At 57.0% G+C, this 21,603-nt stretch carries 20 protein-coding genes and 2 pseudogenes; 14 read left to right on the top strand and 8 right to left on the bottom strand.

Annotation, left to right across the window (positions count from 1 at the left end; all coding sequences use genetic code 11):
* Positions 1-93: 93 nt before the first annotated feature.
* The 9 genes from AC07OG_RS07390 to AC07OG_RS07350 all read left to right on the top strand — a co-directional run bounded on the left by AC07OG_RS07390 (position 94) and on the right by AC07OG_RS07350 (position 7,194).
* Entirely contained in the window at positions 94-360 is a 267-nt protein-coding gene (locus tag AC07OG_RS07390; protein WP_495066605.1) for a hypothetical protein, read from the top strand.
* Positions 361-572: 212 nt separating this feature from the next.
* Entirely contained in the window at positions 573-962 is a 390-nt protein-coding gene (locus tag AC07OG_RS07385; RefSeq protein ID WP_495066604.1) for a hypothetical protein, read from the top strand.
* An 85-nt stretch (positions 963-1,047) separates the two neighbouring features.
* On the top strand, positions 1,048-2,016 hold the full coding sequence (locus tag AC07OG_RS07380) for a helix-turn-helix domain-containing protein (protein ID WP_060542172.1): 969 nt from the start codon (positions 1,048-1,050) through the stop codon (positions 2,014-2,016).
* A gap of 119 nt (positions 2,017-2,135) precedes the next feature.
* On the top strand, positions 2,136-2,312 hold the full coding sequence (locus AC07OG_RS07375) for a hypothetical protein (protein WP_156465511.1): 177 nt from the start codon (positions 2,136-2,138) through the stop codon (positions 2,310-2,312).
* A gap of 62 nt (positions 2,313-2,374) precedes the next feature.
* Positions 2,375-3,946: an EAL domain-containing protein gene (locus tag AC07OG_RS07370; RefSeq protein ID WP_495066603.1), complete on the top strand. Its 1,572-nt coding sequence runs from the start codon at positions 2,375-2,377 to the stop codon at positions 3,944-3,946.
* A 107-nt stretch (positions 3,947-4,053) separates the two neighbouring features.
* Complete coding sequence (locus AC07OG_RS07365; RefSeq protein ID WP_060542174.1) at positions 4,054-4,554, top strand: outer membrane beta-barrel protein; 501 nt, start codon at positions 4,054-4,056, stop codon at positions 4,552-4,554.
* Positions 4,555-4,642: 88 nt separating this feature from the next.
* Positions 4,643-5,353, top strand: a complete 711-nt coding sequence (locus AC07OG_RS07360; protein WP_495066602.1) for a response regulator — start codon at positions 4,643-4,645, stop codon at positions 5,351-5,353.
* Positions 5,350-6,375 (top strand): ATP-binding protein, encoded by a 1,026-nt coding sequence (locus tag AC07OG_RS07355; protein WP_495066601.1) that lies wholly within the window; start codon positions 5,350-5,352, stop codon positions 6,373-6,375. Before AC07OG_RS07360 ends, AC07OG_RS07355 begins: the two co-directional genes overlap by 4 nt.
* A 258-nt stretch (positions 6,376-6,633) precedes the next feature.
* Positions 6,634-7,194 (top strand): lipid-binding SYLF domain-containing protein, encoded by a 561-nt coding sequence (locus AC07OG_RS07350; protein WP_060542177.1) that lies wholly within the window; start codon positions 6,634-6,636, stop codon positions 7,192-7,194.
* A gap of 82 nt (positions 7,195-7,276) precedes the next feature.
* Here the strand turns inward: AC07OG_RS07350 and AC07OG_RS07345 are convergent, their stop codons facing one another.
* The gene (locus tag AC07OG_RS07345; protein WP_060542178.1) at positions 7,277-8,161 is read right to left on the bottom strand and encodes a LysR family transcriptional regulator; all 885 of its coding nucleotides are present in this window, start codon (positions 8,159-8,161) and stop codon (positions 7,277-7,279) included.
* A gap of 167 nt (positions 8,162-8,328) precedes the next feature.
* Here AC07OG_RS07345 and AC07OG_RS07340 point away from each other — a divergent pair, with 167 nt between their 5' ends.
* The 5 genes and pseudogenes from AC07OG_RS07340 to AC07OG_RS07320 form a co-directional block, all read left to right on the top strand.
* Positions 8,329-9,684 (top strand): MFS transporter, encoded by a 1,356-nt coding sequence (locus AC07OG_RS07340; protein WP_495066600.1) that lies wholly within the window; start codon positions 8,329-8,331, stop codon positions 9,682-9,684.
* Between the two features lie 15 nt (positions 9,685-9,699).
* Positions 9,700-10,155, top strand: coding sequence for a type II 3-dehydroquinate dehydratase (locus AC07OG_RS07335; RefSeq protein ID WP_060542180.1), 456 nt, complete (start codon positions 9,700-9,702; stop codon positions 10,153-10,155).
* A gap of 130 nt (positions 10,156-10,285) precedes the next feature.
* Entirely contained in the window at positions 10,286-11,581 is a 1,296-nt protein-coding gene (locus AC07OG_RS07330; RefSeq protein WP_495066599.1) for an OprD family porin, read from the top strand.
* Between the two features lie 474 nt (positions 11,582-12,055).
* Positions 12,056-12,367, top strand: a pseudogene (locus tag AC07OG_RS07325) (PAS domain-containing protein); the annotation flags it as partial.
* Positions 12,368-12,646: 279 nt separating this feature from the next.
* Positions 12,647-13,621, top strand: a pseudogene (locus tag AC07OG_RS07320) (methyl-accepting chemotaxis protein); the annotation flags it as partial.
* Between the two features lie 531 nt (positions 13,622-14,152).
* On the opposite strand, the gene AC07OG_RS07315 reads toward AC07OG_RS07320, so the two are convergent.
* The 7 genes from AC07OG_RS07315 to AC07OG_RS07285 form a co-directional block, all read right to left on the bottom strand.
* The gene (locus AC07OG_RS07315; RefSeq protein WP_495066598.1) at positions 14,153-14,848 is read right to left on the bottom strand and encodes a tRNA (adenine(22)-N(1))-methyltransferase; all 696 of its coding nucleotides are present in this window, start codon (positions 14,846-14,848) and stop codon (positions 14,153-14,155) included.
* 274 nt (positions 14,849-15,122) lie between these two features.
* On the bottom strand, positions 15,123-15,614 hold the full coding sequence (locus AC07OG_RS07310; RefSeq protein ID WP_495066597.1) for a hypothetical protein: 492 nt from the start codon (positions 15,612-15,614) through the stop codon (positions 15,123-15,125).
* Positions 15,607-16,473 (bottom strand): winged helix-turn-helix domain-containing protein, encoded by an 867-nt coding sequence (locus AC07OG_RS07305; protein ID WP_495066596.1) that lies wholly within the window; start codon positions 16,471-16,473, stop codon positions 15,607-15,609. The genes AC07OG_RS07310 and AC07OG_RS07305 overlap by 8 nt, the downstream gene beginning before the upstream one ends.
* A gap of 133 nt (positions 16,474-16,606) precedes the next feature.
* A complete protein-coding gene (locus tag AC07OG_RS07300; protein ID WP_495066595.1) occupies positions 16,607-17,239 on the bottom strand; it encodes an ATP-binding response regulator in 633 nt (210 codons plus the stop codon).
* A complete protein-coding gene (locus AC07OG_RS07295; RefSeq protein WP_495066594.1) occupies positions 17,236-17,547 on the bottom strand; it encodes a response regulator in 312 nt (103 codons plus the stop codon). Before AC07OG_RS07295 ends, AC07OG_RS07300 begins: the two co-directional genes overlap by 4 nt.
* Before the next feature lie 196 nt (positions 17,548-17,743).
* A complete protein-coding gene (locus AC07OG_RS07290; RefSeq protein WP_495066593.1) occupies positions 17,744-18,262 on the bottom strand; it encodes an Hpt domain-containing protein in 519 nt (172 codons plus the stop codon).
* Positions 18,183-21,497, bottom strand: a complete 3,315-nt coding sequence (locus AC07OG_RS07285) for a response regulator (RefSeq protein ID WP_495066592.1) — start codon at positions 21,495-21,497, stop codon at positions 18,183-18,185. Before AC07OG_RS07285 ends, AC07OG_RS07290 begins: the two co-directional genes overlap by 80 nt.
* Between the last annotated feature and the right edge of the window lie 106 nt (positions 21,498-21,603).

The following is a 21,603-nucleotide window of genomic DNA, read 5'->3' as shown; positions in this document are numbered from 1 at the left end:
CATGATGCCTGTTGACGCCATTTTGAGCTTCATGGTTCATCCGAGACAGCATCTCCTGGGGGGTCAGGTGAAAACACAAATTTGCGAGCCATCATGCCTATGATGTGCAGAGTCCTGGCAGCGTTAACGCTCGCGGTGCTGCCGTTTCATTCGATGGCGCATAACGAACACTCGATCGGCAGCACGGAAATCGAATTCTACGAAATAGAATTGAGTCCGAATGAAAAGCTGAAGATGTCGCACCTGAAAATCTACTCCGAAAACGAACTCCATGACGACGAAGGGGTCGTTGATGACGACCTCCCTTTGCCACCACAGAATACTGCCGACGAAAACGACTTTTCATTCATTGCACTTTGATGATGATTTTTGCCTGGCAGCCTGCGTTGTCATCCAGGGCGAAACTACTCCTTGCGTGACCTGCCAACAGATTGCCCATTTGATTTTCGAAAATATGACTTTTTGACTTCTATACGCATCGTGGGAGCGAGAACATCTTCGAACCAGGCCGTGACAGCAAAGCGGCCGACACTTTGCTCTGACTGATAAATCATTAATAAGGAAAGCACGTCATGCAGCTGAAAAATATCGCAACCGCAACCTTTGGTGTATTGCTTTCGGTCAAGGCGATGGCCTATGACAAAGAGCCTTGTAATGTCGAACAGACCCGTATTGCAAGTAGCAAAAAGACCCTGAGCGACGAACAGAAGAGCTATAAAATTTGCACTGACTATCGTGCCAATGATCTTGCCGCCTTTAATGCTGCTGCTTTGGGTTCACAACAGTCGGCCATCTTTGGCTCGCGTATCGCACCGAGCAAGCTTGAAAGCCTGTTGGATATACCCTTGAACGATGCCTATGTTTTTTCAGCTGAGCTGGAGCTGACGCCGGAGTCTTCCATTTCCACCCCTGAGAAAAACAACACCAGTGTCGAGGCCAACTCAGGGACCGTTGCGTCTTAATCGATTCCTGCATTCACAAGCAACTTCTCCGCCTTTGACAGACATTGCCTGGCACTTACCATTTAGCTGAAGAGCGTTCAACTCCATGAGCATCCCTGACGAAGTCTTTCATATAACTTCTACTCCCGAGCAAAACGCCAATAGAAAAATTGGCCGGTGGGAAGTCAGCCTCACGCCATCAGAGCAAGAAGCAAGCATTCGACAACATAAACTGATCCATAGCCCCAGGATCCAGTGCAGTCGACTGGAGTTCGACTCTGCTGTCACCCTGATCAGCTCGGTTCCCCATGGCTGCGTGACCGTTGCCATCTCCCAGGCTACCGTGGGCCGTCCTACCGTAAACAATCATGAGTTGCGTCCCAACGAAATCATCGTGCTGTATAGCGACGAGCCGGTGCACTACACCTGCGAGCCAAATGAAACGCTTTTTACCCTGACTACCACTTTAGAACATTACCAACAGTGCCTCGAGAACCACTCGACCTTCGATATACTGGCACATCGAAAGGAACATCGTTTTCAGTCTGCTAACTTCGGTTTGATGCAATCTGCCATTCAGGCCATCAGCGCCTACTCCGTCGACGCCAAAACCCCTTCAGCAGAATCGCGCAGCAGTGAGCAAGTTTTAGCGCTGGAAAGCGCGCTGCTGATTGCGCTACTCAGGGCACTGAAACCTGTTGGCCGCTCTGCGCTTAAAGTGCCGACGAGAAGAAAGGTTGCGATAGAGGCCATCGAGTTCATCCACAAGAATATTAAAAAGGCGCTTTGCATGAAGGCGCTGGTAAAACACCTGGAAACCTCGACGCGCACCTTGCACCACGGTTTCGTCGAGACATTCGGAATATCGCCGATTGCGTATATTCGAAATCTCAGGCTCGCCAATGTGCGTCGGGACTTGATCCGCAACACCTGGCCAACGGTGACCGAAACGGCGATGTACTGGAACTTCCAGCATCTGAGCCGGTTCTCCAAGGCCTATCAGGATGCTTATGGAGAGATACCTTCGGAAACGGCCCGGCGCAGCTCTGCAAAACCGGCATTGCCGCGACGTTGAATCTTGATATGGCGAAGCGTCGTCATCGGCAATAAAGCGTAATACCCACCAGGCCCGCTGCCTGGGCAGGATCGCACGCGCCGCATTTGACAGGCCTTCAAGCGGCGCAAGGCGCGAAAATGACAATCAATGATTTCCGTCCGCCAAGCTCAATTGCCAGGATTGGCCATTTCTTGATCAAGGGACCAAGCATGCGCTACCGATTGAATTCACTGCCGCTCAAACAGAAAGTCATCTTTTGTCTTGCAGCCTATTTATTTGGCGTTGCATTGGCCTGGTTGATTGACTACTACTGACCCCGCCCTGTTTTCCTCAGGACCGCCCCGCCCGGTGAGTCAATCTGTTTTCGGAGCTACTTATGATTGCAGCGTATAAAGCCTTGATCAAAAGGTACGCGCTCGCTTTATGTGCAAGTGCTGCGGTCGGTACCTTCGCATGGTTTTGTGCCGGGAGTCTCGCCAAATATCGTATTGAACAGCGCCTGACTACCATCCATGAGGAGTTGCGCGCAGCTCAAGTCGAACCCAATACGCAAATAGATAAAGTTATGCGCTCGCTGGGTAGTTTCGATCGTTCAGGCGAGCAATGCTCCGCCGGGCAATATGCACACATTGCCGATCTGGTGAAAAACTACAGGTTTATCTACCAGGCTGCAGTCCAGCTCGACAATGGCAAGATCTGTTCATCCTACGGACGTGAAATTTCATCGGTATCAATAGGCAGCCCTAGCAGCCGGACCTCGATTCAAGGCCGATCCTACGAAGTCAGTTCCGGCCAGGACGTCACCGCAGATCAGGACTTCATCATCGTATCGGAGCAGTCAACCTACGTCTGGATCAACAGGAAAATCCTTCTGGACAACTTGAACATCCCGCAAGGTGTGCAATTGGAGTTGCGCGGTCCAGATGGTGTGAGTTCCGTTACTCCAGTGGGCCGAGGGCCCCTGAATCTGCAAGCGCTGCCTCCCGTGGGCAAACTCGGTACTTCACCGGACAAGGTCTATGTGGCCTTTGCGGGTAATCGCGATGAACTGACCTCTGTCATTTCAATGCCTCTGAGCGACCTGACAGCGCTCAGATGGAAGCTATTCATTGGCCTGGTCCTCATGTTCGGGGCACTGCTCTTCATCACCTGGAAGACCCGAAGGTATTACACCTCCACCGCCGTTCGACTGCGCAAGGCCATAAGGGCGAACCAACTGGCGGTTCACTACCAACCTATCGTCAATTTGTGCACCGGTGACCTGGTCGGCGCCGAAGCGCTGTCGCGTTGGCGCTTTAAAGGCGTCAGCGTCCCGGCGGATGTCTTCATCGTGGCGGCGGAGCAGTCCGACTTGATCCGCGAACTTACGCGCTCGGTCATACGCCAGGTTGCGGAGGATTACAGCACCTATCTCTGGGCGTGCAAGAACTTCTACGTCACGGTCAATATTTCCGCCCAAGACATTCAAGATCAAACCTTTGCGGACTTTGTCGCCAGCATCATCGCCACGTACAACATGCCGGCCTCAGCCATCGTCTTTGAAGTCACCGAACGAGCCTTGCTGGACCAGAAAAGCGCAGCGATTCAATTGCACAGGCTTCGAGCGTGCGGGCATCGCATTGCCATCGACGATTTTGGTACTGGCTATTCGAGTCTCTCGCTCATCGAATCAGTGCCTGTCGACATACTGAAAATAGACCGCTCATTCATCGCGCACGAGAAGATCGCTGGCAAGGATGCCCTGTGGCGCCACATTGCCAAAATTGCTCAGGCGCTGAAGCTCAAGGTCGTCGCCGAGGGCGTTGAAACCAGGCAGCAACTGCCGCACCTGGCTTCAGAGGGTGTGCTACTGGCTCAAGGGTGGCTGTTTTCCAAAGAGCTTTCTGTGCAGGCATTGGCCAGGCGGCATTTTCAGCCCCCCATGAACGTCAATCCTTACGCTGAATGAAGTGAATCAAAAATATCAATCAATGATTTTTATCAGTCCTGGCGTTCACTCAAATTCTTGGCAAACACCCCTAACAATCGACAACCCGTAGAAGGACCCTGCCTCAAATGCTATTAAGAAACCTTGGCTTCGTTTCACTGCTTTCGTTACTGTCTTTTCAAGCGATTGCAGATGACAGAGGCCTGTATCTTGGCGCCGGTGTTACCAGCATTGAAACCGACGAATCCCAGCTCAGTGATGAAGACAACAGCTATAAGGTTTTTGCCGGCTATCGTCTCAACAGCTATCTGGCGTTCGAAGGCGCCTACGTTGATCTGGGCCAGTTCGAAGACAAGGACCTGGACTTTGATGGCAAGTCCGTCCAGGCCGCGGCCCATCTCGGCTTTCCCCTGGGAGATCGGGTGCGACTCTTTGGCAGCGTCGGTGCACACGCCTGGGATAGCGATGGCAATGCCAACGATGACGACACCGGCGTGGATCTGACCTACGGTGCGGGCGTTGAATTTGATGTGTTTCGCAACATCGGCATCCGTGCGGAATACGAAGTGCTGGAGGTCGGCGACATCGACCTGAATCAGACAACTGCCTCTGCTTATATTCTCTTCTAAGCCCCACTTGCATCGAGCGGCCGTGCCGGTTGCTCGATGCAAGATCTGATCATCCCTCCCCTCCTTGCGCTTTATCACTGGTGCAGACGTGAGCAAACTGCTGATCGTCGACGACGATGTGGAAATCCTGTCCCTGCTGAAAAAATTCTTCGTTCAGCACGGCTATGAGGTGCAAGTAGCCCCTCATGGCGAGGCCATGTGGGCGGCAATCGCGCAAGATCGTCCGGACACCATCATCCTCGACCTGATGATGCCCGGTGAAGGCGGCCTGAGCCTCTGCCAGAAAGTACGGGCAAGAACAGCGATCCCCATCATCATGCTGAGCGCCATGGCCGAGCTGAGCGATCGCGTTGTCGGCCTGGAAATGGGTGCGGACGATTACCTGACCAAGCCATTCGCCCCCAGAGAGCTGCTCGCGCGTTTGCGCGCCGTTCAACGTCGCGCCGGTGAACAGAAAAGCCAAGGCGGAGAATTGACTCGGCCTGTCATCGCCTTTGCAGGTTGGCACCTGGACATTACCTGCCGTGAGTTGCGCTCACCCGAACAGGTAATGATTGCGCTGTCCGCAGGAGAGTTCGACTTGCTGGTGGTCTTTCTCGAACACCCCCAGCGCATCCTCACCCGCGAACAACTGATCGACCTGACCCACGGCCGGGACCACGATGCCTACGATCGCAGCATCGACGTGCAGGTCAGCCGGCTGCGGCGCAAGATCGAACCGGACAGCAAGCGCCCGGACCTGATACGTACCGTGCGCAATGGAGGCTATATGTTCACCGCCAGGGTTACCCATTCGTGATCAGCCGGATGTTGGGGCGTGACTCCCTCAGGCGACGGATTGCCCTGACCATCGTCGTGGCAATGCTGATATCGCTGCTGCTCAATGCGCTATTCGTTCAGGTGACCGGCACCTGGGCTCGTCCATCCATCGAGCCTGCTGGCCTGCTGGACCAGATAGCAGCGGCTGCCCGGGTGATCACCCCGGGGTTGATCGCCGCCTTGCTGGTCGCCTGGGTTGCCACGCGCCAACTGGCCAGACCATTGCAGGGTCTTGCCAGTGCCGCAAGGCGCTTCGGCGCAGACTTCAGCGCACCACCAGTCGCAATGGAGGGCCCACTGGAGATACGCCAGGCAATCATGGCGTTCAACGCCATGCAGGCGCAGACCCAGCATTACATCGCGCAACGCACGCACATGCTCGCGGCCATCTCCCATGACTTGCGTGCGCCTTTGACCCGATTGCGCCTGCGCTGCGAATTTATTGAGGATCCAGACCAGCAGCGCAAACTGATCAGCGACGTCCAGGAGATGCAATCGATGATCAACGGCGCCCTGGCTTTTTTTCGCGACGACTTTCAGCGCGAGCAATCCACTGCATTCGATTTGTCGCAGTTGCTGCAAATCATCATCGATGACTACGCAGAGCAGGACATCGTCATCGATTTCACCGGTCCCCCACAGCTGGTGTATGACGGCCGCCCCCTGGGCATCAAACGCGTGATCGTCAACCTGCTGGAAAACGCCGTGAAGTATGGAAAGCATCCCCATACCACGCTCAGTTGTGACGAGCATGGGGTCTGCATCGAAGTCAGCGACGAGGGGCCGGGTATTCCCGAAGCGGCACTGCAACGGGTGTTCGATCCGTTCTTTCGCCTCGAGTCACCACACAACCGTGACACCACCGGGGTCGGGCTTGGGCTCTCGGCAGCGCGGGGGATCGTTTGTGAACTGGGCGGGAACCTGGTTTTGCACAATCGCAAGGGTGGAGGATTGGTGGCGCGGGTTGGGTTACCTTACAAAGGTCAGGATCAGGCCAGATAATGGAGAAGACAGCGCGGCGCACGATAATCGATTTATTCTTTCGATCCACGTCCGGGCAACGAACCCTGCCCTTGCCCAGTGGTCACAACAGGTGATGGCATCGCGCCTGTTCAATGGCATTGGGCCAGTTTCACTCAAGTGCGATGCTTGCAATCCTCAATTTCAGGGTGCGCCGGATAACTTCATCAGGCTCGGTTCCTGCCTCACTCAGGTACTGCCTGCTGATCCCATCCACTGCTCCCCTATCGGAGTACGGAAATGAATCAATCAATGCGCTACTTCCTGTCGTTCTTCCTCGCCGCCGCAACATTGGCATCGGCCAGCCTCCTCAATACCGCCGGCGCGGCCACGGCCGAAGATCTGAATGCTGACTCCAAACAAGCCTTGCAAGGTCTCTTCAAAGCCAATCCAGCTGCTGAAAACATCGCACGCCAGGCCAAGGCAGTGCTCGTCTTCCCGAAAATCATCAAGGCGGGCCTGGTATTCGGCGGCAGCTATGGTGAAGGCGTACTGATGAAAGGCACCCAGGTTGTCGATTATTACAACTCCGTCAGCGGATCCTGGGGTCTGCAGGCTGGCGCCCAGTCGTATGGCTATGCGGTTTTTCTGATGTCCGACAAAGCCGTGAAATACGTAGCTGAAACCAAGGGCTGGGAAATCGGTGTCGGGCCAACGGTTGTTGTAGTCGATGAAGGGGTGTCGAAGAATCTCTCCAGCTCGACTCTCAAAGAAGATGCGTACGCCTTCATCTTCGACCAGCAAGGGTTAATGGCCGGGGTCAGCATCGAAGGGACGAAAATTTCCCTGATCAAACGCTAGTACCTCCCGCCTGGCTGGGCATCGGACGAGTGATGGCGGCCGATGCCAGCGCCCTGCTACATCACTCTGTCCTTCACAGTCTTCATCCCCACCCGTGAGCCTCTTCGATAAAGTGCAGCACCGCGCTTGAACGCTCGTCGATCCTGGAAATCAGCGACAACTCACTGACCATCTCCGGTTGAGCCAGGGGTACAATGCGTATGCCCGGCATGCTCAGGCGTGTCATCGTTTCAGGCACGATGCTCAGGCCAATGCCCGCTGCAACCAATCCGGGAATACTCATCAGCGACGGCACGTACATGATGTTCTTCGGATGCAATTGATTCTGGCGACAGGCCTGAAGCGTGTGCGAGGTCAGCCCGATACCCGAGGTGTCCTGCAGGAAAACGAACTTCTCGTGGCGCAACATCGCCAATTCTCCGGCAAAAGTCTCGGCCAGTTCATGGTTGTCCGGCATGAGCAGCACAAGATTGGATTGACTGAAATGATGGGTGCGCAAACGGTCTGGCAGGTGATCCTTGAATACCCGTGCGAAGGCCAGATCGAGCTTGTGGTCGAGCAGCATGTCGAACTGCGCACGAATACCGGCATCCACCAGCGTCACTTTGACTTCGGGAAAGGTGCTGAAGTAATGCCGGAGTAATTGCGGCAAATTGGCCTCGAACAACGCCGAGTGATAGCCGATGTTGATTTCGCCGACTTCCCCGCGCCGGGCACGCCGCGCGGCGGCGGTTGCCAGCTCGCTGGACTCGATGGACTGCCGCGCATGGGGCAGGAACGCCTCGCCGGCAGCGGTCAACGCAACTCCACGGTTTTCCCGCCGGAACAGCGCCAGCCCCAACTCGGATTCGAGCGTGCGCATCAATTGGCTCAGCGCCGGCTGCGCAATGCCCAGTTGCTCAGCGGCGCGGCTGAAGTGCTGCAGGTCGGCGGCTACCACAAAGGCTTTCAGGTGACGCAGTTCCATATTCATCCACCCATAAGGCTGGCTTATCTATTTGTCTGGATTTCGATAATTATTCTGCAGGCAGTATCGGTTAACGTCTACTCACTTCGACGTTTCCTGCTGGCGCCCTAGCCCGGACTGGATCGTAGGGGCACCCCATAACCATAAAAAACATGACGAGCACCTCAATGAGCACAACCAGTCACGAGACTCCTGATTTGCGCATGCCTCGCAAAGCGGTGACCGCCGCGACCATTGGCACCGCCCTGGAATGGTTTGACTTCACCCTGTATGGCGCCGTGTCGGCGACCATTCTGCCCAAGCTGTTTTTCCCGGCGATGGAACCGACTGCCGGCCTGCTCGCTTCCCTGGCGACCTTCGGCGTGGGCCTTGCGGCACGGCCTTTGGGCGCCATTACCTGCGGTTACCTTGGCGATAAACTCGGGCGCCGCAACCTGATGCTGGCCACCGTGAGCATGATGGGCCTGGCGTCGGTATTGATGGGCTTGTTGCCTACCTATGCTCAGGTTGGCATCCTGGCACCGATTCTTCTGGTACTGCTGCGCATCATCCAGGGCTTTGCTCTGGGTGGTGAGTCCACCGGTGCGCAACTGATGGCGCTGGAGCACGCAACCCCAGATCGTCGCGGGCGTTATTCGGGCATGCTCGGCTTGTGCTCACCACTGAGTCAGATATTGGCCAACGGCGTGTTGATGGGCCTGGCAGCGACACTCTCAAGCGAGCAGTTCGAAAGCTTCGGCTGGCGAATTCCGTTCCTCATGAGCTTTGTGCTGGTGATTGTCGCGATCTTCATTCGCCTGAAAGTCGATGAAACCCCGGCCTTCGTCGCCTTGAAAAAGACCCCGGTCAAGCAGGAAAAAAGCCCACTCAAATCCGCAGTCGGTGGCCACTACAAAACCATCCTGCGCCTGATGTTTTTCTTCTGCTCGCCCGCAGCACTGTTCTATCTGATCGTGATTTTCTCCCTCAGCTACCTGACCAAGCACCTGGGCTTCAGCCAGTCGACGGGCTTCATGTCGCTGATGGTGGCGAACATGTGTGCGATTTTCGGTGCGCTGGCCGGTGGTTATCTGTCCGACCGTTGGGGCCGTAAAAAGGCGCTGGCGTTTGGTTCGTGCATGACCTTGCTGATCCTGTTCGTCTACTTCCCGATCCTCAACACGATGAACGTCCCTGCCATCATGGCGATCATGGGGCTGTTCCTGGGCTTCACCCAGTTCCAGAGCGGCATTCAGCCGGTGGCATTCGCCGAAGCCTTCCCGACCCAGGTCCGTTACTCGGGCTCGGCGCTGGCCTACACCGGTGCGAACCTGGTCATCGGCGGCCCTATGCCAATGATCGCTGTGTACCTGATGAGCCAGTCGAACAACTCGCCGTGGCCTCTGGTGACCCTGTGCGCGGTGATCAACCTGATCTCGCTGGCAATGATCGTCATCGGTCCGGAAACCCGCGGCATCGACCTGAACGCTGTCGCCAAAGACGACGCGGTCGACACTCGCGCTTCAGCCATTCTTTCCAAATAACGCAGCAGGACGACCATGAACCGCACCGTCTTCATCCTCAACGGCCCTAATCTGAACCTGCTGGGTCGTCGTGAGCCGCACATTTACGGGCACACCACACTCGACCAGATTCGCCAGCAAAGTGAAAGGCTGGCCGAGGAACTTGACCTGGTATGCGACTTTCGCCAGACCAACCACGAAGGCGTGATGGTCGACTGGATTCAAGAGGCTTTCGAACAAGGCGCGGCACTGATCATCAACCCGGCCGGCTTTTCGTTTCACTCGATTCCGGTACTCGATGCCCTGAAGTTGCTCAGTACACCGCTGATTGAACTGCACCTGTCGAACATCCATGCCCGCGATGAACTGCATCGCCACTCGATCATGTCCGGCGCGGTCAATGCGGTGATCTGCGGCATGGGAGCCGATGGGTATCCCCTGGCAATCCGGGCCATTGATGACCTGTTGCGTCGTCAGTCAGCCAACAACTGATCTACCTCTTCTCCAGACGCTTGCACGGCGGTCTCTCGGCAAATTGTTGCCAGGGCCGCCTGCACCTGAAATTGCGTCGCCGGCTGCAAAACACTGCTGAAAAAATAATAATTCACTGCGAGAAACCAACATGCGCCACACCCCTTTTCGCCGTAACGTGCCCGCACAATACTCATTGATCGGCCTGGCCCTGGCACTCGGTGCCGGCTCGACGACTGTTGTCCATGCCGACGAAAACAGCGGTTTCATCGAGGGCGCTACTGCCACCCTCAATCTGCGCAACGCCTACATCAATCGCAACTTCGTCAACCCCGTCTACCCGACCAGCGCTGCACCGCAGAACAAAGCAGAGGAATGGACGCAAAACTTTATCCTCGATGCCCGCTCCGGCTATACCCAGGGGCCGGTAGGTTTTGGCGTCGATGTACTGGGGCTTTATTCGCAAAAGCTCGACGGTGGCAAAGGCACCCGTGGCACCCAGCTGTTGCCGGTCCATGATGATGGGCGTCCGGCTGATGATTTTGGTCGGCTGGGGGTTGCCGCCAAGGCCAAGGTTTCAAAAACCGTGGTAAAGGTAGGCGAATTCGTCAGTGCACTGCCGATTCTGCGCTCCGACGACGGTCGTTCGTTGCCACAGACCTTCAGTGGTGCGCAGATTACCTCCCAGGAAATCGGCGGGCTGACCTTGTATGGCGGTCAGATCAGGCAGAACAGCCCACGCAATGACGCCAGCATGGAAGACATGTCCATGAACGGCAAAGCGGCGTTCACTTCCGACCGATTCAACTACGGCGGCGGTGAGTACACCTTCAACGAGAAGCGCACTACGGTCGGGCTCTGGTACGACGAGCTCCAGGACATCTACCAGCAACAGTACTTCAGCCTCAGCCACAGCCAGCCTGTAGGTGACTGGACGCTCGGCGCCAACATGGGCTACTTCATTGGCAAGGAAGACGGTGCCAGCCTGGCCGGTGACATGGACAACAAGACCGCTTTCGGTCTGTTCTCTGCAAAACTGGGCGGCAACACGTTTTATGTCGGCTTGCAAAAGCTCACCGGAGATACCGCGTGGATGCGCGTCAACGGTGCCAGCGGCGGGACCTTGGCCAACGACAGTTACAACTCCAGTTTCGATAACGCGCAGGAACAGTCCTGGCAGGTTCGTCACGACTTCAACTTCGCAACCGTCGGTGTTCCCGGGCTGACGATGATGAACCGCTACTTGAGTGGCGATAACGTGCATATCGGTGCAATCACCGATGGCAAGGAATGGGGTCGCGAATCGGAGTTGGCCTATGTCGTTCAGTCCGGCGCCTTGAAGAACCTGAGTGTGAAGTGGCGCAACTCCAGCATTCGTCGGGACTTCAGCACCAATGAATTCGATGAAAACCGGATTTTCGTCAGCTACCCGATTTCGTTGCTGTAACGCCAGCCTTGTAAACCGGCTGCGCTTCATCTGAATGGATGCGTACGCAGCCACAATTCTGCACCATGGACGCCAGTCCATTGCGAACCTCCCTTTCCTGGCCAACGGGCAGGGAGGATTCGTACTTGTGCGGCCAGTCGATCCACCTCTGACTTCGGTCGATCCCCCTACCCGCCCCACTCCCGCCCCCCACAGAACATCTGCCCGGCTGCACGCCTGGAATAATCTGCGTTTAACACCCCGTTGTTGTCATGGATTGAAAAGTATTTGTCGCTGAATGCATGGCCATCTGCCATATTTTTCGCGTAGAAACGATCGCCAGCAGTGTCGGTGACCAGCCGATTGGCGCGAGCCACGGTGTCATACAAGTACATGGGGAGGCTGTAGCACAGCGTACTTGTTGGATGCCTTGCGCCATGGTTCCGAATTACATGCTCTGACTCATACTAATAATTCCAAGAGGAATCGCACTCTATGCGTGTGAATTTGCCCGTAACCGAGCATGAAAGAATATTTCCCGCCGACCAACGATTGATCTCCACCACTGACCTCGATAGCCGCATCACTTATTGCAATGATGCCTTTGTTGCCATCAGCGGTTTCACCTACGACGAATTGATCGGCCAGCCCCATAACATGGTTCGCCACCCCGATATGCCACCGGGGGTCTTCATTCACATGTGGCACACCATCAAGCAAGGCAAACCCTGGATGGGCATTGTCAAAAATCGCGCGAAAAATGGTGACTTCTATTGGGTCAGTGCCTACGTCACGCCCATCTATGAAAACGGTCGCATGAGTGGTTACGAGTCGGTTCGCTCGGTACCCAGCCGCGACCAGGTGCGTCGCGCAGCAGCACTTTATGCAAGGATGCGCGCCGGTAAGCCGATCGTTTCGCTGAGCGCGCGCATTCTTCGCCCGTTGCAACACGGCTGGCCATTACTGATGGCAGCCAGTATTTCTCTGTCGGCCTATCAGTGGCTGCCAAAAACAGCGGCCCAGGGCGCCATGGTGGCGAGTCTGTTTATCGCCTGGTATTTGATCGAGTCCCGGCAACGCAGAGCCATCGAGCGTACTCTGGCCGAACATCCGAAAGCGTTTTCCGACCCGTTGGTCGCGCTCACTTATAGCGACAACCACGGTCCCCAGGGGCGACTGGATATGGCCATGCTCAGTGAGGAAGCTCGCTTGCAGACCGCCTTGAGCCGACTTGTCGATGCCGGGATCAATGTAAAGGCCAAGGCCGCACAGTCATCGGAACTCTCAGGTTCCCAAGCCCAGGCCCTTGATCGCCAGCGCAGTGAGACGGATCAGTCTGCCGCTGCCATCTCGCAGATGGCGGCAACGAACCAGCAAGTCACGCAGAACGTGGTCAGTACTGCCCATGCCGCGTCCGAAGCCGACCAGTTGACTCGCGACGGCAGTGAACTGGCCCGGCAAAGTCTGCACGCCATGGCAACGATGAAAGAGGCGGTCAACGAAATCGGCGAGGCGGTCAACGCATTGGCCAGCGAGACGCAGTCGATCGGCAGTGTCGTGGACGTCATCACCTCGATTGCCGAACAAACCAACCTGCTGGCGCTCAACGCGGCGATCGAGGCGGCCCGGGCAGGCGAGCAAGGTCGGGGATTTGCCGTGGTTGCCGATGAGGTACGCTCACTGGCACAACGCACGCGCACATCCACCGAGCAGATCCACGGCATCATCGCCTCGCTGCATGTCGGTGCCGAACGGGCAGTCACCACCGCCAGCCGGGGTGAGCAGATTTCCCGCGACAGCATGCAGCGTGTCGAGGCGGTGCAGTCAGCCCTGGTGGGAATCAGCCAGGCCGTGAGCCGCATCACCGACATGAGCCAGCAAATGGCGTCGGCTTCCGAAGAGCAAAGCCACGTGACTGAAGATATCAATCAACAGATCACGCGAATTGCGCAACTGTGTGACGACAGCGCCGCACAGGCCAAGCAAGGCGCCGCCATCAGCCAGGATCTGGAAGCCATGGCCGAGTACCTGCACAGCCTCGCTGAACGCTTTAACCGCTAGCCATCAACGCCTGTTGCCCAGTCGGGCAACAGGCATCTATCGGCCACGGCATATCCACCGCCTGCCTCCTCCATTGGGACCTTTGCGTTGAACGAGTCGCAGCAGCGCTGACGCTTGCCTGCGTGGCAACACACTCATCCGTGCAATGGATTGCGGAACGCAATTGCGCGCGCTGGTGTCAGCTGTATTAAGACACCCCTGTGTCGCAAGCCAATCGAAACGGAGAGGTGATGCCATGAACAATATTATCTACATCGTCGGTGCAGTAGTGATTGTGCTGTTTATCCTGTCATTTATCGGTTTTGCATAAACCCGGCTTTGAGCACCTGTGCTCCGACATTTCAACCGCCCCACGTTTCAACCGCCCAAGGCTTCGCCTGGGGGTTGTGCGCCGCCGATATCATCGATGACGCGTTGTATTCGGCGATGGGCGCAGCGATCCTCAAGGCTGAACAGGCGGCTTGTCGGCGCCTGTCTGCTGGTGGGTAGGCCCCGTGTTGACGGCGCCGGCCTTCTGCAATCGCCGCACAATTATTCCAACAGCTCGGTGATCCACATGGCCTGCCGGGCGATCTCTTGCACCTTGTCCTCGGGCACGGCCTGCCGCGCCCGGGCAAAGTGCGTCAGGGTCCGTTGCTTCACGCGCAGCATGCGCTGCCACTTGGCAAGGAACGCCGGGCTGCGTGCCTGCATCTGCAGAGGGCCGAAATACAACTGCTGAGCGCTGTACACCACCGGGCCGGTACGTTCGGCAACGATGATTTCGTAGTAGAAACGATTTTCCTGCAGTACTTCCTCGCAGAGGATGCAGAAGCCGTTTTCCATCAACCATTGGCGCAGTGGCTCCTCGCCGCCGTTGGGCTGCAGGACCAGGCGCTCCAGGCCGCTCAGGTGTGACTTGCCACTGTCGAGTATGTCGCGGATGGTCTCGCCGCCCATGCCACAGATGCTGATCGCGGTGACCCCGTCTGACGGTTCGATCGCCGCCAGCCCATTGGCCAGGCGCACGGTGATGTGCTTCTCCAGGCCGTTCTCGCGCACGGTGCGCTGCGCCGCGCTGAATGGCGTCAATGCCACCTCGCCGGCCACCGCAGACACGATGGCGCCACGACGCAACAACGCCACCGGCAGGTAACCGTGATCCGAGCCGATATCGGCCAGGCGCGCCCCCGCCGGCACATGCGCGGCCACGCGCTCCAGGCGCATGGACAATGTCTGTTCGTTCAACTGCTGCCCCTTTTCAACGCGAACGTCCGCCAGCGTTGGCCGGATCGGGGGCGATTGTGTCGAGCAATGCCGTTTATTTCAAATTTATGCGACCCGGCCCACCGCACGAGCGGTACCCACCGAGCTTCAAGACCGATTGTTCAAGGCAAGGACAGAACCGCTATAGCCGGCTCTTTCTACTTGATACGGGTTTAATGAGCTGTCAGCGGGCGCGGAGCGGGTCAAACCTCGGCGATCCTGATACCGCCAAGCCGGCAATTGCGCCTCGGTGATGTCACCGCCTGCTACACAGGATGAACATGTCATTACCATCATCGATCAGGTAGCGTGATTCAGCCAGCGATCGAATCCAAAAGCTCAAGTTACTGTTCGGCCGGAAAATAAACAGGCCCAACGTCGTCAACAGTTCAGGACTCGTACTGTCCGCTTCGCCCGTTGCTGCACGCACAACGTTGACCTGCAAGCGATGTCCTGCCTGCTGTACTTGAAAGGCGCTATTACGGTGCATGGTCCCCATTTCATTCCCTGAATCAGCATTGATCAGTCGGGCCACCATGCGCATATGACTGAGCCCGGAGGGCCGCAGATCCAACCTGTAACGAGTCGTCATCCAGGCGGGCCGTACTTCGGATCGCGTTTGATGCGCACTTTCTCCTTCGCACCAGAAATCCAGGTCGCGATTGTGCCCGCCCGACAGATACCCTAACCCCGCGCACAACAGGCCAACAAACACAAAGACCAGATACCCGACCGTTCTTCTAGTCATGTTGTTGTACACCAATGCAGCGGTTGCTGAGCGTTTCCAGCTCGCCGTCACACAGAATCTGATCCAGCCCGCGACGCGCGGGCAACAGATAAAGATGCAGGTTATCGAGCGAAAGGCCCTCGAGTTTCGCCAGTTTTTGACTATGCACCACCATCGGTTGCAAGTATGACGACGTCATGGTCTGCAAGTCTTGAACAGGCAGATGGACATGCACCTCATTCATCATAACGGGGGCTGCAAACACTTGCGGTATTACCTCAGGTGTCACCACCAACACGTTTCTTCCGAGCAGGAATGCAAGTGCGCCCCACAGCGGCAATGCAACCCAAAATCCCCAGCGTTTTAGCGGGGTTGCCGTTGGCTGCGACCCTGAAGCCGTTTCGATTGCCGGCATAGTGAGAGGCTCAACACCGTCGTCCGCCGTGTCGACCATGGTCGGCATGGGTTCAACAACAGGGGCTGGCATCTCACTGCTCGGGATCGCGACACAGGCAGCAGAGGCCTGTTTCGCAACGGCTGGCAATTCCTCGACGTGTACATTTTCGCAGAGTTTGTAACCGATGCGGGGCCAAGTCTGGATGAACTCGCGATCAGGTTGCAGTTTTTCCAACGCCAGACGCAACTGTCGCACCACTTGGGCCAGACTGTTGTCAGTCACTTCCAGACCAAACTGCCCCCACGCCTCGGCCATCAATTCGCGCTTGCGCACCACGGTGCCACCCGACCTCAAAAGCATGGCCAGACACCGGCTGGCAATTGCGCCCAAGCGCAACGGCTCCTCCTCTGAATTGTCCATTCGAAACAAGAGAAAGTTGTCTTCGTCGAACACCAGGTTTCCATCAATCAGCACCTGGCCCATGGCGTTCCTCCATGCGCTGATGGCAGCCGAGTCAGGCGCCGTTGATTGGCGAGCTCTGGAGTCAAGCAGTCATATTTTGCTTCGTGCGGAGTCTTCACTCTGTACTCAATAACATTGCGCAATTTCACGCGAACTAAACTGCAATGCATACGCGCGACCCGACTGCCGCTTGCGCCCATGTAGTTTTCCGAGGATTGTCGAGGTGCGGGATGCTCACAACAGTCTCTTGCCGATCATCAGCCTGCCCGGCGTCTACGACATCAATCCCTTGCGGCGCCTGCGCAACTTCCTTGACCTCGAACGTTACCCGGGTAATCTCAACCAGGCGTCGAAGCAACTGCACAACCTGCACTTCTGACGGTTGTAATTTGGAGTGTTTGGTCTCAGGTCCACAGACCTCACCTGATAGCGTGAGCATGTCCAGTAGTTGCTGGCTGTTTTGCTCCAGCAGGCGCAATAGTCCCCGTTGCCCGATCAACAGATTACCGTCCTCAATCACTGCTCGAACCAGCCCTAGAATAGAGGACAGTGGCCCCGTCAGGTCATCTCGGGCGATCTGTTCGATCTCCTCGCGTAGATGAACCAGGGCCAACAGGTTGTCGTAGTCGGACTGCAACTCTTTATGCTGCTCGAGCTGACGAAGCTGGTTTTTAACCTTTAACTGCAGTAGTTCAGGTTCGATCGGCTTGGTTACAAAGGCGACTGCGCCCAGTTCCAATCCCTGCCGACGCGCAGAGGCGTCGGTCATCGCTGTGATGAAAATCACGGGGATCCGGCTGGCTGCGGGATGACGGCGCAGTGCCTGGCCAGCTCGAAACCGTCCATATCCGGCATCATGACATCGAGCAGGAGCAAGTCAGGTGGGGATTTCGAAGTGCAAATGGCCAACGCATTACGACCATCCCTGGCAACCCGGACCTGGTAGTCCAGCATGAACAGCCCTGCGATCAGATTCAGGTTGTCTGGGGTGTCGTCGACCACCAGCAGGGTCGGACTATGGCTTGTTTTGGCAAGTGGAAGTGTTGCACAGGGCTCAGCACTATCGACGCGAAAAACGGTATCGGCGGTGATCATCGAAACTCCTGTGGTGACGAATCCAGTCAGACCCATATTCCGACTTTCTACCCAATGCCTGCAGTAACGCATGCCCGCGATAACCCTGCTCTGAAATGGAATGGCGCGTAGTAGCCGTTCCATGAAAAACGTTTAAAACTTCTGATTGGCGATGGTTAGCGCCATGAAATATAGGCTGTCCTTACGTTTTATCCTGTCATTGCCGCTGTTCCACGGCCTGCATGGCCTGCCGCAGACAGACCTGCGCTTGCTCGAAATCGAAACACTGCACCGCGCTTTGCAATGCCCGGAAGTGCGTCTCGAATGCGCTTCGCAGCAAGCCGGCATGTGAGGAGAAACATTGCACTGCCCGTGCATCAAAGTTTCCGAGCAGTGTGTCGAGGTCCCGGCAGACCTGTTGCAACTCGATCAGGTCGACCTCTATCGGCGCAGTCTTCACTTCACCGGGAAGCTTCTCCTGCATGTCCCCCAGCAGGGCTCTCAAGGGCTCAGACAACCCCTGCAGACCGATTTGCAGTTCATTCTCCGGTCGCTTGGCGCGCAGTGCCTGCTCCAATAGATTGGCCGACTGCGTGACCGCGTCGGCACCGATGGTCGCTGACACGCCTTTGCAGCTATGGGCCAGTAACTCGGCTTTATCCAGATCGCCTGCCGCCACCGCGGCGCTCAACTCCTTCAACAAGGGGGGCTGACTGGCCATGTAGCTGCGCAGCATGTCCGTGTACAGGCTGTGCCGCCCCCCCCGCCCGGCGGAGTCCGGCAACCATGTCCACGCCGTCTAGCTCCAGTCCCGCGTTGGCGCAACTCACCTGCTGCGGCAACTGCGTCGCCACAGCGCACTTGTGCTGTGCCGACTTGACAGTCTGCCAGCGACGCACCGCCGCGAAGAGCGTCTGTGGCTCGAAGGGCTTGCTGATAAAATCATTCATGCCAGCGGCCAGACAAGCGTCATGATCACTCTGGCTGGCATTGGCGGTCATCGCGATCACGGGCAGCTTGCTCAAGCCGGGCATCTGGCGCAGCTGGCGGGTAGCAGCCAGCCCATCGAGCACCGGCATCTGCATATCCATGAACACCAAGTCATAGCACTCGCCGGCCAACCGGTTCAACGCCTGAGTGCCATCAGCCGCGATATCTACCCGACACCCTGCCGCCTGCAGGATTTCGGCGGCCACCTGCTGGTTCAACTCGTTGTCTTCGACCAGCAGAACACGTGTCCCCTCTGTCGCTCTCCAGTCATCGAAATGCTCCCCGGCACACAGGCCCTCGATGACGTTGCTGTGGGCCAACTGCAGACGAACCTCGAACCAGAAAGTGCTGCCTTCACCTTGCACGCTCTTTGCTCCCACCTGGCCCTCCATCAACTCGGCCAGTTGCCTGGCGATTGCCAGCCCCAGGCCCGTGCCGCCAAAGCGCCGAGTGGTGGAGGCATCAGCCTGCTGGAAACTCTGGAACATGCGTTGCAGCTGCTCAGGAGAGAGTCCTATGCCGCTGTCGACGACACTGAAGTAAAGCAAAACGCTATCCGCGTCGGCCTGAAGCAGGCGCACCTCAACCTGAATCTGGCCGCGCTCGGTGAATTTCACCGCATTACTCAGGTAGTTGAGCAGTACCTGTCGCAGTCGCAGCGGGTCACCACGTAACTGTTCCGGCACATCCGCGCCGACATTGAGCCTTATGCCCAGGCCTTTATCGGCGATTCGCGCACGCATCTGATCGAGCGCTTCTTCCAGCAACTGCGCCAGGCTGAAGTCACGGACCTCCAGCTGCAGCTTGCCCGCCTCGATCTTGGAAAAGTCCAGAATATCGTCAAGTACCCCCAGCAAATGCCGGCTGGAGCTTTGCACCTTGTTCAGGTAGTCGCGCTGACGCTCGCTCAGCTGCGTTTTCAGGGTCAGGTAGGTCATGCCGATGATGGCGTTCATCGGCGTGCGAATCTCGTGGCTCATGTTGGCCAGGAATTCGGCTTTGACCTGTGCGCTTTCCTCGGCCAGTTGCCGAGCCTGCTGCATCTCTTGCGCAGCCGCTTGCCGGGCGGAAATATCTTCGATGATCCAGATCGAACCACCCGCCGACAGGTTTCCCGGCGAAACCGCGCGTGCACTCACGCTTGCCCAGAAACTTTTGGCGTCCTTGCGGTAAAGCTGCATCTGCTGCTGAAAGATTTCGCCGCGATCCAATGTCTGTCTGATTTGCGTTTCAAGCTCCTGGATAGTCTGCGCCCAAGCGTCCCGATCCAGCCAGGTAAACGGGGAGCGTTGCAATTGCTCGCCAGGCGCATAACCGAGCAACTCGTCCAACCGCGAGTTGCTCTGTACGATCACACCGCCGCGCACCAGGGCAATCCCATAGGGCGCCGAGGTAACGATGGCCTCCTGTTGTTCGTGTGCTTCACGCAAGCTGCGTTCTTCGGCCTGGCGTTGGCTGAGGTCGCGAAACGCAACGCACAGACATTGTCCCCGATCCTGTCGCGCCGGCAGCAGACACAGGCGCAATTCGGCCGGGAACTCGCTACCGTCAGCGCGGCGGGCAATCAGCTCGACGGTGTCGAACGCTTTGTTCATCCGCCCCCGTTCGAGTATGTGATCAATGGCTTGGAGCTGGCTGTCCGGCACCAGTGCCCGGTAACTCAGGCCAAGCAGACTGCCGGGGGCATAACCAAAGGTCGCTTCGCTCTGCTGGTTGGCCAGGATCACGCCCTGTTCGTCGAACACCAGCAGCGCTTTGGGGGCAAACTCGACGATGCTGCGATACCAGCTCTCGGTGACTTCCAGAGACTGCTGGCGCTGATTGAGTATCAACGTCTGGCTTTCCAGTTGCCGGGCCTGCAGGCGGGCTTGGTGCAATAATTTCTGATTGTGCGTACGTTGTTCCAACAAACTCAGGAGCGTGCCGAGGCGGTTGGGCAGTCTGTCGAGCAGCTTCAGCTGGGCTGCATCAGGTCGTTGCGCGAAATCGAGTTCAAGGCTGGCCAGCTGTTGCCCCTCCTGCAGCAGTGGCAAACTGTAGTGCACATGGCCGGTACGTACGACGGTGGGTTGCACGTCGAATAGCAACACCGCCCGGCAACCCAGGCATTCACCCAGTTTGTCCTGCAGCGTTGCCGCAAAAGCCTCCCGGCTGGCAGACAATTGCAACGCTTGCACCAGCTCGCCCAGGCGCCCCTTGACCCAGTGCTGTCGGCGCAGCTCATCATGGACGTCGACATAGGCATCAAGCGCCTCGGCCAGGGTCACGACTTCGGCGAGTCCCTTTCGTTGCTCCGGCTGCCCAAGGGCTTCACCTGCACGCAGGCGGCGAAGACGATCGGCAAGGCTCAGCAAAGGAGTAACCAATTGGCGACGCAGGATGACCAGGAACACCAGCAGGCCTGCACCTAATGTCATCAACTGCATAAAAAGATTGATGTGGCCGGACAGCTCGGCTTTATTGCGAGCCGACTCGAAGTCGCTATTCAAACGATGACTGATTGTGCCTCTCAGCTCATTAAGCGCTTGTGCAAAATTCCACTCGGAGTTGATGTAAGTAGCACCTGCAAGCAGTGATGACATACCTGTAGGTCTGTACTGCTCCATTGCGGAGCGTTCCATAGCTGTCTGCTTGCGATCCATGGCCTCGACAGTGGCCAGCAATCTTACCTCCGCGTCGTTCAGGCCAATCGCTCGAAAATCCATCGTGGCCTGGTGGAAGATGCTGCCTTCTTGCCATTTCTGGTTGTATTGGCGCAGGACCAGCTGTTCACCTGTGCTCATATACAGACGAGCCAGTTGCGTCAATTCACGGTTCAGAGTAGCCATTCGGGCAACGCCGACGATCGTCTGGTGGCGTCGGTCGGTGACTTGCGCAGCTTGCTTGGCGTAGTACTCGTCCAGTAGCGAGGTAAACAGGCAGGCAATCAATGCAATGCCCAACCCCACTGATATGAGTTTGCTCAGACGTTCCAGGCTCATAGCCTCTCCTGCGGGGGGTAGCCCGACCCACGCCGGATGCTTGTGTGCTTAGTAAAACGCCATGCCTTAATCGGTGCTGTGAAAAAACCTGATTCAGTCGAATTGA

It is taken from the genome of Pseudomonas sp. GW821-FHT09H03 (assembly GCF_059415945.1).
This window is presented reverse-complemented; position numbering and strand designations above follow the sequence as displayed.